The 14,043-nt window shown below is 73.3% G+C and carries 12 protein-coding genes and 1 pseudogene; 5 read left to right on the top strand and 8 right to left on the bottom strand.

Annotated elements, in window-relative coordinates; genetic code table 11:
- The 4 genes and pseudogenes from KS423_RS21670 to KS423_RS21655 all read right to left on the bottom strand — a co-directional run.
- A pseudogene (locus KS423_RS21670) lies at positions 1 to 330 on the bottom strand (pyridoxamine 5'-phosphate oxidase family protein); the annotation flags it as partial.
- Between the two features lie 26 nt (positions 331 to 356).
- Entirely contained in the window at positions 357 to 827 is a 471-nt protein-coding gene (locus KS423_RS21665) for a VOC family protein (protein WP_224281230.1), read from the bottom strand.
- A gap of 183 nt (positions 828 to 1,010) precedes the next feature.
- Positions 1,011 to 2,027 carry an XRE family transcriptional regulator gene (locus tag KS423_RS21660; protein WP_224281229.1) on the bottom strand — a complete coding sequence of 339 codons (1,017 nt, stop codon included), beginning with the start codon at positions 2,025 to 2,027 and terminating at the stop codon, positions 1,011 to 1,013.
- Positions 2,028 to 2,338: 311 nt separating this feature from the next.
- Positions 2,339 to 4,495, bottom strand: a complete 2,157-nt coding sequence (locus KS423_RS21655) for a protease pro-enzyme activation domain-containing protein (protein ID WP_224281228.1) — start codon at positions 4,493 to 4,495, stop codon at positions 2,339 to 2,341.
- 253 nt (positions 4,496 to 4,748) lie between these two features.
- On the opposite strand from KS423_RS21655, the gene KS423_RS21650 reads away from it, so the two are divergent.
- Positions 4,749 to 5,315: a CGNR zinc finger domain-containing protein gene (locus KS423_RS21650; protein ID WP_224281227.1), complete on the top strand. Its 567-nt coding sequence runs from the start codon at positions 4,749 to 4,751 to the stop codon at positions 5,313 to 5,315.
- 70 nt (positions 5,316 to 5,385) lie between these two features.
- On the opposite strand, the gene KS423_RS21645 is transcribed toward KS423_RS21650, so the two are convergent.
- The 3 genes from KS423_RS21645 to KS423_RS21635 all read right to left on the bottom strand — a co-directional run bounded on the left by KS423_RS21645 (position 5,386) and on the right by KS423_RS21635 (position 10,153).
- Positions 5,386 to 6,876, bottom strand: coding sequence for an FAD-dependent oxidoreductase (locus KS423_RS21645; protein WP_224281226.1), 1,491 nt, complete (start codon positions 6,874 to 6,876; stop codon positions 5,386 to 5,388).
- A gap of 145 nt (positions 6,877 to 7,021) precedes the next feature.
- Complete coding sequence (paaN, locus tag KS423_RS21640; RefSeq protein WP_224281225.1) at positions 7,022 to 8,722, bottom strand: phenylacetic acid degradation protein PaaN; 1,701 nt, start codon at positions 8,720 to 8,722, stop codon at positions 7,022 to 7,024.
- Positions 8,723 to 8,884: 162 nt separating this feature from the next.
- On the bottom strand, positions 8,885 to 10,153 hold the full coding sequence (locus KS423_RS21635) for a glycosyltransferase family 39 protein (RefSeq protein WP_224281224.1): 1,269 nt from the start codon (positions 10,151 to 10,153) through the stop codon (positions 8,885 to 8,887).
- 129 nt (positions 10,154 to 10,282) lie between these two features.
- On the opposite strand from KS423_RS21635, the gene KS423_RS21630 reads away from it, so the two are divergent.
- Positions 10,283 to 10,867 (top strand): TetR/AcrR family transcriptional regulator, encoded by a 585-nt coding sequence (locus tag KS423_RS21630; RefSeq protein WP_224281223.1) that lies wholly within the window; start codon positions 10,283 to 10,285, stop codon positions 10,865 to 10,867.
- A 9-nt stretch (positions 10,868 to 10,876) separates the two neighbouring features.
- Here KS423_RS21630 and KS423_RS21625 read toward each other — a convergent pair whose 3' ends face one another.
- A complete protein-coding gene (locus KS423_RS21625; protein ID WP_224281222.1) occupies positions 10,877 to 11,341 on the bottom strand; it encodes an Lrp/AsnC family transcriptional regulator in 465 nt (154 codons plus the stop codon).
- 149 nt (positions 11,342 to 11,490) lie between these two features.
- On the opposite strand from KS423_RS21625, the gene KS423_RS21620 reads away from it, so the two are divergent.
- From KS423_RS21620 to KS423_RS21610, 3 genes are all read left to right on the top strand, one after another.
- A complete protein-coding gene (locus tag KS423_RS21620) occupies positions 11,491 to 12,633 on the top strand; it encodes a thiamine pyrophosphate-dependent dehydrogenase E1 component subunit alpha (RefSeq protein ID WP_224281221.1) in 1,143 nt (380 codons plus the stop codon).
- An 80-nt stretch (positions 12,634 to 12,713) separates the two neighbouring features.
- Entirely contained in the window at positions 12,714 to 13,682 is a 969-nt protein-coding gene (locus tag KS423_RS21615) for an alpha-ketoacid dehydrogenase subunit beta (RefSeq protein WP_224281231.1), read from the top strand.
- Positions 13,682 to 14,043, top strand: a 362-nt coding sequence (locus KS423_RS21610; RefSeq protein ID WP_308020226.1) for a biotin/lipoyl-containing protein, incomplete at its 3' end; no start/stop codon positions are given. The genes KS423_RS21615 and KS423_RS21610, both read left to right, overlap by 1 nt.

The following is a 14,043-nucleotide window of genomic DNA, read 5'->3' as shown; positions in this document are numbered from 1 at the left end:
CGGGTCCAGTGCGATGGTGCCGACCCGGGCGGGGCGGTCCAGCGCCCCGGCCAGCGGGTCGGCCGCGGCCGGGAGGGCGGCGACGGCCATGGTGCGTTCGTCCGGGGCCGAGAGGAAGCCGGCCGGGCCGGCCAGCTGGGTGGCCCAGACCCGGCCGTCCCGGTCGGCGGCGCCGACGACCAGCATCCGGCGCTCGGTCAGGAAGCGGGCGGCGACCGCCGGTACGGTGCGGCGGATCGACCGGCCGGCGTGGTCGGCCCGCTCGGTTCGGCCGGCCCGGGCCTGGGCGGCCCGCTCGCCGGGGTGGTACGGCGTGTCGGTGGTGGTCACGGTCGGCTCCCCCTGGGGTCCGGTTCCTAGAAGAAGCCGCAGGTCGGGGCGTCGGTGTTGGGGACGGCGGCCTCGGTCCCGTCGACCCCGGTGCGGGTGTAGACCTCCAGCCGGATGCCGTCCGGGTCGGTGAAGAAGATGCCGCCGGAGGCCGAGCCCTCGCCGTGCGGGACGACGCCGTCGTAGGTGAACCCGGCGCCCAGCTCGCGCAGCAGCCGTTCGGTGGCGCGGACCTCGTCGAGGCTTTCGACCTCGAAGGAGAGGTGGTGCAGGCCGGGGGAGGTGGTGGCGAAGCCGCCCGTGCTCTGCTGCCAGAGCGTCACCACCAGGCGGCCGTCACGGCCGAGCAGGGCGTAGCGGCGATCGGGGTCGGTGCCCTCGGCGGTGACCTGGAGGCCGAAGACGGCGCGGTAGAAGTCGATCGAGCGGGCCAGGTCGGTGACGTTCAGACCCACGTGGCCGGTCTGCAGGGTGCGGAGCTGGGTGGTGGTGGACATGCCTGGTCGCTCCCGGAGGCGTCGGTGTCCGGCGAGGCCAATGCCTAACCGGTGCTCATGAGGTTAGGAGTTAGGTGATGTGTCGTCAACCAGTTCTCCGCAGTGAGGCGGTTGGTTTTCCGGGTGGGCATGCGAAAGCCCCGCCTGACCGTCAGGTCCGGCGGGGCTGGAGGAGGGGAGGGGTTAAGCCCACTCCCAGCGGATGCCGATGTGGCCCGGCTGCTGGTCCGGGGCCAGGACGTGGGCGCTCGCCGAGGCACCGATCCACAGCTGTTCGCGGCGGTGGTCGACGTCGGCGCCCGGCTCCCGGTCGTAGCGCTCGCAGTGGGCCGGGACGGCTGCCGGGTCGAAGTGCACCTGGAGTACGTACTCGCGCACCGGGGTGGCGAAGCGGCGGCTGTACTCCATGGTCGGGCCGCCGGGCGGGATCTCCACCTCGTACTCGAAGACCGTGCTGTCGCCGAGGCCCAGCGGGCGGTCCAGCATCAGCTCGGCGACGATCAGCCCGGCCTCCGGGCGGCGGCGCACCCGGCCCAGCCGGCCGTGCCGCACCGAGGTGATCTCCGGGCAGCCGGCCGCCTCCTCGTCGGCCATGTGCACCACCAGGCAGCGGCCGACGCCGCCGACCGTGGCACGCACCACCTGGCGCATCCGCAGCAGGTTGCCGCGCCGCTCGGCGTCCACGTAGTAGGAGTCGTGGATGCTCAGGCGCTCCAGCTCGCCGGCCGGCGGGGCGTTCAGCTCGGCGAAGATGTTGGCGATCTCCTGCTCCCCCGGCCAGACGTCCTCCAGCCCGAGGTGGCAGGTGTTGGCCGCGGCGGCCCAGCGGCCGCGCGGGCGCGGCGGGCCGAGCAGCGAGGAGAGCGCGCTGTGCGGCAGGCCGAGCAGTTCCTCCAGCAGGTGGACGGCGCGCAGCGAGCTGGCCCGCTCGGGCTGGCTGCGGCCGCGCCGCCAGTAACTGAGGGTCGTGACGCTGACCCTGACGCCGCGGCCGGCCAGGGCGGCGCGGATGCGGTCCAGGCTGAGGCCGCTGGCCTCGATGGCCAGGTGCAGGGTGTCCGCGAAGCCGCCGACCGGTGCGAGCCGGCCGGGGGGCGGTGCGGGGGCGGTGGCGGGAGCCGGTCCGGACGGGCCGGGGCGCTCCGTGTGCGACCCGACCAGCCGCAGTCGCGCGGCGTCCTGAGGCTGCTGTGCGGCCATGCGGTGAACCTCCCCACCAGGTGAGTTCGGTGGGACCGGGCCGGCGCCGGGGCGCGCCGCCAGCGGCTTCACCGAGCTTTGGGGAACCCTATGCACGGTCGAGAGGCTACGTCATCAGTCGTGCGTATGACAGTGGTCACGGCAGGTGGACCGAAGGGTTAGCGATCTTGAAACAGTCCGGAAACACAAGCCGTGGACACCGGCCCTCCCGGGCCGGCGAACCGTCCCGGGAGGGCGGGGGACGGACACCGCCGGGGCGGGCCCTGACGGCTCCGCCCCGGCGGGGGTTCGGTGGTGCTACCGGCCGGTGATCAGTTGACGTTCAGCGCGACGTCGTCGATCACGAAGCTGGTCTGGAGCGACGAGTCCTCGGTGCCGGTGAACGTGACGGTCACGGTCTTGCCGGCGAAGGAGGTCAGGTCCAGGGTGCGCTGGACGTAGCCGGCGGCCGCGTCCGCGTTGGAGTAGGTCGCCAGCGTGGTGCCGTTGGCCTGGACGGTCAGCTTGTCGTACGCGGTGGAGCCGGTCTCCGCGGTGTCGATGTGCAGCCAGAAGGTCAGCTTGGCGGAGGCGCAGCCGGCCGGGATCGAGACGGTCTGCGACATGGTGTCGGTGTGGGCCGAGCCGTAGCCGTCCATCCAGGACTTCCAGCCGCCCGAGTGGGCCGGCTGGGAGGCGCTGTTGTCGATCACGCCGCTGGAGGCGGTCCACGGGGAGGCGGTGCCGCTCTCGAAGCCGCCGTTGCCGATCAGCTGGGCGGCGGTGCAGCCGCCGGACGGCGGGGTGGTGCCGCCGCCGAGCAGGGCGGTGGTCAGCGCGTCGGCGACCGGGGAGCCCCAGCCGGTGACCTGGTCGTAGCCGGCCTTGGCGGAGAAGTCCTGGTTGGCGCCGGTGGTCACGTCGTGGAAGGTGCTGCCGTAGCTGCTGCTGCTCGCCACCGAGTACAGCCGCGGGCTCGCCTCGCCGAGGACCGGCTGGCCGGCGGCCTTGGCCTTCTGGTTGAACTGGGCCGCGTAGCCGGACCAGAGCGGCGCGGCCGCGCTGGTACCGCCGTAGACCTGCCAGGCGCCGGCGGTGTAGATCGCGAAGCCGCTGGCCGGGTCGGCGTTGGAGGAGACGTCAGGGACGGTGCGCATGGTGCCGCTGACACCGGTGCCGGTCTGCCAGCTGGGCTTGGCGAACACGGTGGAGACGCCGCCGCCGGCGGTGCTCCAGGCGCTCTCCGAGGAGTAGGTGTTGCTGCTGGAGACCTTGAGGTTGGTGCCGCCGACGCCGGTCTGGTGCGGGCTGGAGGCCGGGAAGTCGACCGCCTTGACGGTCGAGCCGCTGGTGGAGCGGGTGCAGTCGCGGGAGCCGTCGTCGCCGGAGGCGGAGAAGATCGAGATGCCCTGGGCGGCGGCCTGCTTGAAGGCGTTGTCGACCGCGGTCATCGAGGAGGCGGTGGTGTCCGGCTCGCAGGAGCCCCAGGAGATCGAGACCACCGAGACCCGGTTGTCGGTCACGATCTTGTTGGCCATGTCGATCTCGCCCTGGTCGCTGTTGGGCGCCTCGTAGACCAGCTGGGTGGCCTTGGGCGCCGCGCCGCGGACGATCTCGCTGTCCAGCTCGACCTCGCCCTGGCCCTGGCCGGGGGCGGAGTCGTAGCTCGCGCCGTCCACCGAGACGGTGGAGACGGCCGGGCCGGACAGGCCGTACTGGGAGTCGTAGGTGGTCAGGTTCGAGGACTTGTAGCCGTCGAACTCCCACAGTGCGACCGTGGTGCCGGTGCCGTCCGCGCCGGTCTTGTTGAGGTTGTAGGCGCCGGTGTACTGGGCCGGGGCCATGCCGCTCGGGGTGGAGCTCGCGGTGTTCGGGGTGACCGCGTTCGGCGTGGCCAGGCGGTTCTTGCGCACCGCGTGGTTGTCCAGGCCGCTGACGCCCTGGACCACGGCGGCCAGGTCGGACGGGATCGAGGCGGCGGCGTCGTTGGCGAAGAAGGCGCGCTGGAGCTGCGGGTCGAGGTACGAGCTCTCGTGCGTGCCGAAGGCCTGGGAGACCTGGGCGGCGGTGCCGTGGGCGTTGACCACCTGGCGGTTGGCGCTCACGTCGGTGACGGTCAGGCCCTGCTGGGCCAGGTAGGCCCTGACCTGGTCGACGGCGGCCTGGGTCGGGCCGAACTGCGCGGTGAACTGCTCCGGCGTCAGGTAGTGGCCGTACTCCGGGGTGCCCGGGGTGGCGACCGCGGTGAGGAAGCGGTCCAGGGCGTCGGTGTTGCGCAGCTTCAGGCTGACGGACACCGCGATCTGCTGCGCGGCCGGGACGTCACCCTTCTTCTCCGAGTGGGCCACTGCGGGGTTCACGGTGTTCGGCAGGGCGACGCGCGGGGCGGCGTTGGGCGTGGCGGCCTGCGCGGTGGAGACACCGAGCGAGACGGCGGTCAGCGGCAGCACGGCTATCGCCGCGGCGAGGGCAAGGGAGCGGGGGCGCAACGGATCCTCCTCCGGCCGGCTGTGGGGGCCGGCAAGGGGCCAGGCGTTCAGGTCGAGAACGCTGGCTAGAACATGACAGAACCCGTGTGCGAAGTGGCTCATGGCCGGGCAATTCGTTGCTAAAAAACAGTCAACTGTGGAGGGCCGGAAACTCGGCGGTTCCATACAGTGAATGGCCGGGATCCGGGGGCCGGTCCACGCCGGCCGGGGCTGGGAGGGGCGGACGTAGAATCGGGCCGAGCCGAGGAGGGCGATGACTGACGTGCAGCCGGACCCGAGGGACCCGCGACCGCTGATCGGCGAGCCGCTCGCGCTCGACCTGCTCAACACGCGCTGGGCCGGAACACCCGTCAACGACCTGCTCACCGGCGTCGAGGGGTACGCGACCTGGCTCTCCTCCGCCGGGCTGAACGAGCGCTGCGCAGCCGACGAGGCGGGGCTGGCGGCGATCCGGCAGACCCGTGAGGCCGTGCTGCTCGCCGCCCGGGACGCCCGCGAGCAGGGCGAGTTGGGCGCCGGGGCGCGGGACGGACTGGACGCGGTGCTGGCGCACGGACGGATCCGGCGGGTGGCGGCGCCGGGCGGGGCCGAGGACCGGATCGAGACCGACCGGCCGGAGTGGCTGGCACCCTGGCTGGCGGCGGACGGCTTCCTCGCACTGCTGGGGCAGGGGGCGCGGCGGGTCAAGCAGTGCGCGCACGAGGCGTGCATCCTGCACTTCTTCGACGCCTCGCAGAACGGCCGTCGGCGGTGGTGCCGGATGGCGGTGTGCGGGAACCGGGCGAAGGCGGCGCGGCACTACGTGAAGGCGCGGGGCTGACCGACGGCCGGACGCCGGGCCGGGTGGACGGGCGGGCGCGCGGTGGGTCGCGCACCCGCCCGAAGGGCGGTCAGGCCGGGGCGCCGAGCCAGTCGGTGAGGGCGGTGCGGAGCTCGCCCTGGCCCGGATCGACGGCGGCCCAGGCGACGTAGCCGTCCGGGCGGATCAGCAGGACGGTGTCGCGCAGCTTGCCGTGCGGATCGGCGGGGGCGGCGCAGACCATGCGGTCGGCCCAGGGTTCGGCGGCGGCCAGCTCGTCATTGCTGACCAGGACGAACTTCCCGGCGCGCAGCGCCTCGTAGAGCCGCTCGGGAGCGGCCGGGGCGCCCTCGACGGGCTTGCTCAGGGCGGTCAGCCGGAGGTCCGGGACGCGCTTGCCGACCTGCGGGTGGGCGTCCTTGGGGGCGGGGTAGGAGATGCCGATGCCGGAGATCAGCTTGGCGCCGCGCTCGGTGACCGGGTCGAGGCGGCTGCCCAGCGCGGTGAGCGCCCCGCGCAGGGCGCGGGTGGGGGCGGACTCGGCGAGCGCCAGCCGGATCAGCGCGCCGGAGGTGCGCAGGACCGTCCTGCCGACCGGGTGCCGCTCGGTCTGGTAGGTGTCCAGCAGGGCGTCGGTGGCCCGGCCCCGGAGGGTGGCGGCGAGCTTCCAGGACAGGTTGGCGGCGTCCTGGATGCCGGTGTTCATGCCCTGGCCGCCGGCCGGGGAGTGGCAGTGCGCGGCGTCGCCGGCCAGGAAGACCCGGCCGGAGCGGTAGTTGGGGGCCTGCCGCTCGTCGCTGTGGAAGGTGGAGCTCCAGCGCACCTCGTGCAGGCCGTAGTCCTCGCCGAGGACGGCCCGGCAGAGGGCGGTGAGCTGCTCGGCCGAAGGGGTGGTGCCGTCCGGGTACCGTTCCTCGCGGTCCCAGGCGATGATCCGGAACCAGCCGTCGCCGAACGGGACGACGAAGGCGAAGCCGGCCCGGTTGGCGCCGACGGTGACCGCCTGGGCGGGCTCGTGGTCCAGCCGGACGTCGGCCAGCACCACCGAGTCGACCACCGACTCCCCGGGGAACGGGATGCCCAGCAGGTCGCGGACGGTGGAGTGGATGCCGTCGGCGGCGACCGCGTACGCGGCGCGGTGGCTGCGCCCGTCCCGGGTCTCCAGGGTCACGCCCTCGGCGTCCTGGCGCAGCCCGGTGACCTCGGCGCCGCGCAGCACGGTGGCGCCGGCCTCTTCCGCGCGCTCCAGCAGCAGCCGTTCGACGTTGTACTGCGGGGTGATCAGGACGAACGGGAAGCGGGTGGGCAGCGAGCCCAGGTCGACGCCGAAGCGGTCGAACATCCTCAGTTCGGTGAGCGGAAGGCCGGTGGCGATCAGCTCCTCGGCCAGGCCCCGGGCGTCCAGCAGTTCCAGGGTGCGCGCGTGCACGCCGAAGGCCCGGGTGAGGTTGGACTCGGCGGACCGCTTCTCCAGCACGGTGACGCCGACTCCGGCGGCGGCGAGATCGCCGGCCAGCAGCAGTCCGGTCGGTCCGGCGCCGACGATCAGGACGTCGGTTTCGGTCGTCGGCTTCACGGCCATGTGTCAGCTCCCGTTGTTCGGAGGGCGGTCGGACGCCGTTCCCGGCGTTCTCCCAGCCTCCATCATCGCGGGTGCGGTCGGAGCCGTGAACCGCCGGGCCCCGGCGGTGGGTGACCGCCGGGGCCCGGATCCACCGGCACGGGGCTCAGGAGTGCCGGCGGATCTCCACCGTGCGGAACCGGTTGGCGACGAACGCGCCGTCGCAGTAGGCCGAGTTGGCGGCCGGGTTGGCGCCGGTGCCGTGCAGGTCCGAGAAGGCGGCGGTCTGGTTGGGGTAGACCCCGCCGGTCAGGTTGAGCGAGAGCGAGACGCCGGAGTCCAGCGCGGCCTCGACCAGCAGCGCCTCCACCTCGGGCGAGGTGGTGTAGCCGGAGGCGGTCATGGCGCCCTTCTCGCGGACCGTGGTGCGCAGCAACTCGACGGCGGCGGCGGTGGATTCGACGGCGACGGCGAAGGAGACCGGGCCGAAGCACTCGTTGCGGAAGACCGCGCGGTCGTCCGGCTTGTCGGCGTCCAGCCTGACCAGCGCGGGGGTGCGGACGGTCGCACCGGGGAAGTCCGGCGAGGTCACCGGGCGCGGGGCGAGGGCGAGTTCGCCGTACTCGCCGCCGGCCGCGGCGGCCGAGCGCTGGAGCACCCCGGGGTTGACCACGGCGCCGAGGATCGCCGCCGCGCGGGCGTCGTCGGAGAGCAGGCCCTCGATGGCGCCGGCCAGGTCGGTGACCACCTGGTCGTAGGACTTGTCGCCCTGGTCGGTGGCGATGCCGCCGCGCGGGATCAGCACGTTCTGCGGGGTGGTGCACATCTGGCCGCTGTAGAGCGAGAGCGCGAAGGCCAGGTTGCCCAGCATGCCCTTGTAGTCGTCGGTGGAGTCGATGACCACCGCGTTGACGCCGGCCTTCTCGGTGTACACCTGCGCCTGCCTGGCGTGCTCCTCCAGCCAGTCGCCGAAGGCGGTGGAGCCGGTGTAGTCGATCAGCTTGATCTCCGGGCGGACGGCGAGTGCCTGGGCGACGGTGCCGCCCTCGTGCTCGGCGGCCAGGCAGACCAGGTTGGGGTCGAAGCCGGCGTCGGCGAGCACCTCGCGGGCGACCCGCACGGTCAGCGCGAGCGGCAGCACGGCCCGCGGGTGCGGCTTGACCAGCACCGGGTTGCCGGTGGCGAGCGAGGCGAACAGCCCGGGGTAGCCGTTCCAGGTGGGGAAGGTGTTGCAGCCGATCAGCAGTGCGAGGCCGCGCGGGACGACGGTGAACTCCTTGGTCATCACCAGCGGGTCGCGCTTGCCCTGCGGCTTGGTCCAGCCGGCCTGCTGCGGCAGCCGGGTCTGCTCGGCGTAGGCGTAGGCGACCGCCTCCAGGCCGCGGTCCTGGGCGTGCGGGCCGCCGGCCTGGAAGGCCATGCCGTAGGCCTGGCCGGTGGTGTGCATGACGGCCTGGGCGAACTCGTGGGAGCGGGCGTTGATCCGGTGGAGGATCTCCAGGCAGACGGCGGCGCGCTCCAGCGGGGTCGCGGCGGCCCAGCCGGGGCGGGCAGCGGTGAGCGCGGCGATCAGCGCGTCCGGGCCGGCGTGCGGGTAGGTGATGCCCAGCTCGACGCCGTACGGGGAGGCCTCGCCGCCGACCTGGTCGCCGTCGGTGGGGTGGCCGTCGAGGGTGAAGGGCCTGCCGAGCAGGGCGTCGAAGGCGGCCTTGCCGTCCGCCGGGCCGCTCTCGCCGTAGGCCTTCGGGAACTCGGGGTAGGGCGACCAGTAGTCGCGCTTGGCGGCGGCGGCGAGCGCGGCGTCCAGGGTGGCCTGGTGGCGCTCGACCAGCTCGCTGACGAGGGGGTGGGTGACCGCTGCGGACATCTGTGCGCTCCTCGGAGGGCCTCGAAAAGCAGGACGGGACACGTCACAGGGTAACCGAACGATCGGTCGGCTCAAGAGGGTGCCGTGGCGGGGAATCCACCGAAACGAACGGGGGCGCGTCCATGGCGGACGCGCCCCCCGTGGGCTCGGGTGAGCAGGGGTCTACGGCACGCCGAGCTCGAATATCACGTACCCGGCGTACCAGCCGGAGGCGACCGCACCGGTGCCCAGGACGGTGGCCAGCACCGGCAGGCTCAGCTTGCGCATCCCCACCGCCAGCGCGATGAACAGCGGGAACGCGGGCAACAGGTAGCGCGAGACGTTGCCGAAGATGCCCAGGCTGCCGAGCACCGAGACGATCGTCGCGAGCGTGTAGGCGGTCAGCACCAGCGGCGGGCGCAGCCGGATCAGCAGCACGATCAGCATCGGCAGGCTGAGCACGATCAGGGTGGCGAACAGGTCCGGCAGCGGGAAGGCGAAGGGGTAGTCGCTGCGGCCCAGCAGCACCCCGCGGATCGCGTGCCAGGTGCCCTGGCCCCAGTCGAAGTAGTGCAGCCAGGCGTCGTGCTGGAGCCGGAAGTAGCCGCCCCACTCGCCCGTCCGCCAGCCCACCCAGCCGACGTAGCCGAGCAGGCCGACCGGGGCCAGCAGCATCGCGGTCAGCGGGCGCAGGACGCCGCTCTCCCGGCGGTACAGCTCGACCAGCGCGGCCAGGCCCACCGCGCCGATCAGTGCCGCCGAGGTCGGCCGGTTGAGCCCGGCGACCAGGGTGATCACCCCGGCCGCGACCCACTGCCTGGTCATCACGCAGTAGCAGGCCCAGGCGGCCAGGGCGACGAAGAGGGAGTCCGAGTAGACCGCCCACTCGGCGCCCGAGCCCGGGGCGATCGCCCAGATTCCGGCCGCGATCACGCCCGAGCGCGCGTCGCCGGTCAGCTTCTCCACCACGGCGTGGATGCCGGCCGCGGCGAACAGCGAGGCCACCACCGAGACCAGCATCCCGGCGCCGTACAGGCCGAGGCCGGTGGCGTCCGAGGTGAGCCGCATCAGGCCCGGGTAGAGCGGGAAGAACGCGGCCGAGTTCTGCTCGACGCTGAAGCCGACCGGTCCGTTCGGTATCGGGACGAGCGCCGGGTGGTAGCCGAACTGGGCCACCTGTTGGTACCACCAGCCGTCCCAGCTGGCCACCACGTCCCAGGGATTGGCGCCGCCACCGAACCGGGCCGGCTTCTTCGCGTACTCGCCGGCGAAGGAGAGCAGCTTCATGAAGACGGTGAAGCCGATCAGCTTCAGCACCGCGTAGCACCACACGGCCGGTCCGAAGCGGGCCACCAGGGCGCGGGCGCGCTCCTGCCAGGTGTGCGCGGCGCCGTCCGGATCCCCGCTGCGCTGCTCTGGGACGTCGGAGGCGACTGCCCGTATTGCGTTCATCGGCCGTGGACCCCAGTGCTCTGGACGTGGACGGATCGTCCGGAGAGTCTAGGGCCTGCCTCCTTCGGTTGGTGTGGACCAGCCGGACCCGATCGAGTACCGCCAGGGGCGGCCGGGGATACTCGGAGGATGGCCGATCACACCACGCGCACCGCCTACACCGTGGAGTCACTGCTCGCGGTGACCGTCGACGTCTTCAACGAGCGCGGCTACGACGGCACCTCCATGGAGGACCTGTCCCGGGCGGCCGGGATCTCCAAGTCCTCCATCTACCACCACGTGCGCGGCAAGGAGGAGCTGCTGCGCCTGGCGGTCGGGCGGGCGCTGGACGGGCTGTTCGCGATCCTGGCCGAGCCGGCCGCGGTGGAGGGCCCGGCGGTGGAGCGGCTGGAGCACGTGGTGCGGCGCACCGCCGAGGTGCTGCTGGAGGAGCTGCCGTACGTGACGCTGCTGCTGCGGGTGCGCGGCAACACGGCCACCGAGCAGTGGGCGCTGGAGCGCCGGCGGGACTTCGACCACCAGGTCGCCGGGTTGCTGCGGGCGGCGGTCGCGGACGGCGCGCTGCGCGCGGACGTGGAGCCGCGGCTGGCCACCCGGCTGCTGTTCGGGATGATCAACTCGATCGTGGAGTGGTACCGGCCGGGGCTCAAGGCCGCCGACGGGGTCGCGGACGCGGTGGTCCACCTGGCCTTCGACGGGCTGCGGGCGCGCTGACCCGTCCCCTCACGAGAGGGGCGGCACCTGGTCGGTCTCCTCGAAGACCAGCATGGTGCGGGTGCCGAGCACCTGGGGGATGGACTGGATGCTGCCCAGCACCAGCTCCCGCAGGGTCTTGTTGTCGGCGGTGTGCACCAGCAGCAGGACGTCGAAGTCCCCGCCGACCAGCGCGATGTGCGCCACCCCGGGCAGTCCCAGCAGCTGCTCGCGCACCGTCCGCCAGGAGTTCTGGACGATTTTCAGGGTGATGTACGCGGACGCGGCCTGACCCGCCCGTTCGTGGTCCACCCTGGCAGTGAAGCCGCGGATGATGCCGTCCTCGACCATTCTGGAGATCCGGGCGTACGCGTTGGCCCGGGACACGTGCACCCGCTCGGCCACCGAGCGGATGGAGGCGCGGCCGTCCTGCTGCAGCAGCCGCAGGATCGACCGGTCGACCCGGTCGAGTCTGGACATCTGTTCAGCCGACATGACCCCCCACCCTCCCCGATTGGACGTACTGCCACCAGTCGACCGCCGAACGGGCCGAATGTCCACCACCTTGTCACGCTTCTGGTCAAGATGAACAGACGACCGAACAATCGGTAGGGAGCCCCCGCCACCCCTGGAGGTGCCCCGAGATGACCGTTCTCGACCACAGACACCACACGCCTGTGCCCGGCTGGCTGCCCGGGGCCACCGCCCCGCGCGCCGATCCGGCACCCCTCCTCCCGGACCTCTCCCCCGTCCGGGCGATCGGCACCCCCGCGCTGGAGAAGTACGACCCGGCCCTGCTGCGCGAGCTCTACCGCCGGCTGGTCGTCGGCCGCCGGTACAACCAGCAGGCCACCACCCTGACCAAGCAGGGCAGGCTCGCCGTCTACCCGGCGTCCACCGGCCAGGAGGCCTGCCAGGTCGCCGCCGCGCTGGTGCTCGGCGAGCGTGACTGGCTCTTCCCCAGCTACCGCGACACCCTCGCCGTGGTCTCCCGGGGCGTCGACCCGCTGGAGGCGCTGACCCTGCTGCGCGGCAGCGCCCACACCGGCTACGACCCGCGGGCCAGCCGCACCGCCCCGCTCTGCACCCCGCTCGCCACCCAGGCCCCGCACGCCGTCGGGCTGGCGCACGCCGCCCGGCTGCGCGGCGAGCCGGTGGTCGCGCTGGCGATGCTCGGCGACGGCGGCACCAGCGAGGGCGACTTCCACGAGGCGCTGAACTTCGCGGCCGTGCTGGGCGCCCCGGTGGTCTTCCTGGTGCAGAACAACGGCTACGCGATCTCCGTCCCGCTCAGCGCGCAGTCCGCCGCGCCGAGCCTGGCCCACAAGGCCGTCGGCTACGGCATGCCGGGCCGGCTGGTGGACGGCAACGACGCACCCGCCGTGCACTCGGTGCTGACCGAGGCGGTCGAGCGGGCCCGGGCCGGCGGGGGCCCGACCCTGGTCGAGGCGCTGACCTACCGGATCGACGCCCACACCAACGCCGACGACGCCACCCGCTACCGCACCGAGCCCGAGGTGGCCGCCTGGCGCGAGCACGACCCGATCCTGCTGATGGAACGCGCGCTGCGCGGGCTCGGCCTGCTGGACGACCGGCTGGTGCGGGAGGCGGCGGACGAGGCGGAGGCACTGGCGGCCCGGATGCGGGCCGAGTTCCACGCCGACCCGGCCCTGGACCCGATGTCGCTGTTCGCCCACGTCTTCGCCGAACCGACACCTCAACTACGGGAGCAGGCAGAACAGTTGGCCGCCGAGCTGGCCGCGGAGGCGGAGGTGGCCGACCGATGAGCACGGCTTCCCACCCGTCGCCCGCCCCCACCCTCGGCGCGGCGGCGGTACGGAACACCTCCGGTGCCCGTACCGCCAGCATGGCGCAGGCGCTCAACTCCGCGCTGCGGGACGCCATGCGCGAGGACCCGACGGTGCACGTGCTCGGCGAGGACGTCGGCGCGCTCGGCGGCGTCTTCCGGATCACCGACGGGCTCACCGCCGAGTTCGGCCCGGAACGCTGCCTGGACACCCCGCTGGCCGAGGCCGGAATCCTCGGCACCGCGATCGGCATGGCGATGTACGGGCTGCGCCCGGTGGTCGAGATGCAGTTCGACGCCTTCGCCTACCCGGCGCTGGAGCAGCTGTTCTCGCACGTCGCCAAGATGCGCAACCGCACGGCGGGCAGGCTCCCGCTGCCGATCACCGTCCGCATCCCGTACGGCGGCGGCATCGGCGGCGTCGAGCACCACAGCGACGCCTCCGAGGCGTACTACACCAGCACCCCCGGCCTGCACGTGGTCACCCCCGGGACGGTGGCCGACGCGTACGGGCTGCTGCGTGCCTCGATCGCCTCCGACGACCCGGTGGTCTTCCTGGAGCCCAAGCGGCTCTACTGGGGCAAGGCCGACTTCGACCCGGCGGCGCCGGTCGAGCCGATCGGCCGGGCGGTGCTGCGGCGCACCGGCACCTCCGCCGTGCTGATCACCTACGGCCCCTCGCTGCCGGTCTGCCTGGCGGCGGCCGAGGCGGCGCAGGCCGAGGGCTGGGACCTGGCGGTGCTGGACCTGCGCACCCTGGTGCCGTTCGACGACGAGACGGTCTGCCGGGTGGTGCGCTCGCTCGGCCGGGCCGTGGTGGTGCACGAGGCGAGCGGCTTCGGCGGCACCGGCGCGGAGATCGCCGCCCGGGTGACCGAGCGCTGCTTCCACCACCTGGCCGCGCCCGTGCTGCGGGTCACCGGCTTCGACGTCCCGTACCCGCCGCCCATGCTGGAGCACCACCACCTGCCCGGGGTGGACCGGATCCTGGACGCGGTCGCCCGGCTGCAGTGGGAGGACCGAGGATGATGCCCGTCGTGCGGGAGTTCCGGCTGCCCGACCTCGGTGAGGGGCTCACCGGGGCGGAGGTGGTGCGCTGGATGGTCGAGGTCGGCGAGGTGATCGCGGTCGACCAGCCGGTGGTGGAGGTGGAGACCGCCAAGGCCGTGGTGGAGGTGCCCTGCCCGTACGGCGGGGTGGTCACCGCGCGGTACGGCGAGGAGGGCGAGGAGATCGCCGTGGGCGCGCCGCTGGTGACGGTCGCGGTGGCGCCGGCGGAGGGGAGCGCTCCGCAGGCTCCGGTCGAGCCGGCCGTTGCCGTTGCCGCTGCCGGGGTGGAGCGGCCGCTGGTCGGGTTCGGGGTCGCCGAGCCGGGCCGGGGAGGGCGGCG

It is taken from the genome of Streptomyces sp. LS1784 (assembly GCF_020103755.1).
Taxonomy (GTDB): Bacteria; Actinomycetota; Actinomycetes; order Streptomycetales; family Streptomycetaceae; genus Kitasatospora.
Note: the sequence above shows the minus strand (reverse complement) of the source record. Positions and strands in the feature narration are given on the sequence as shown.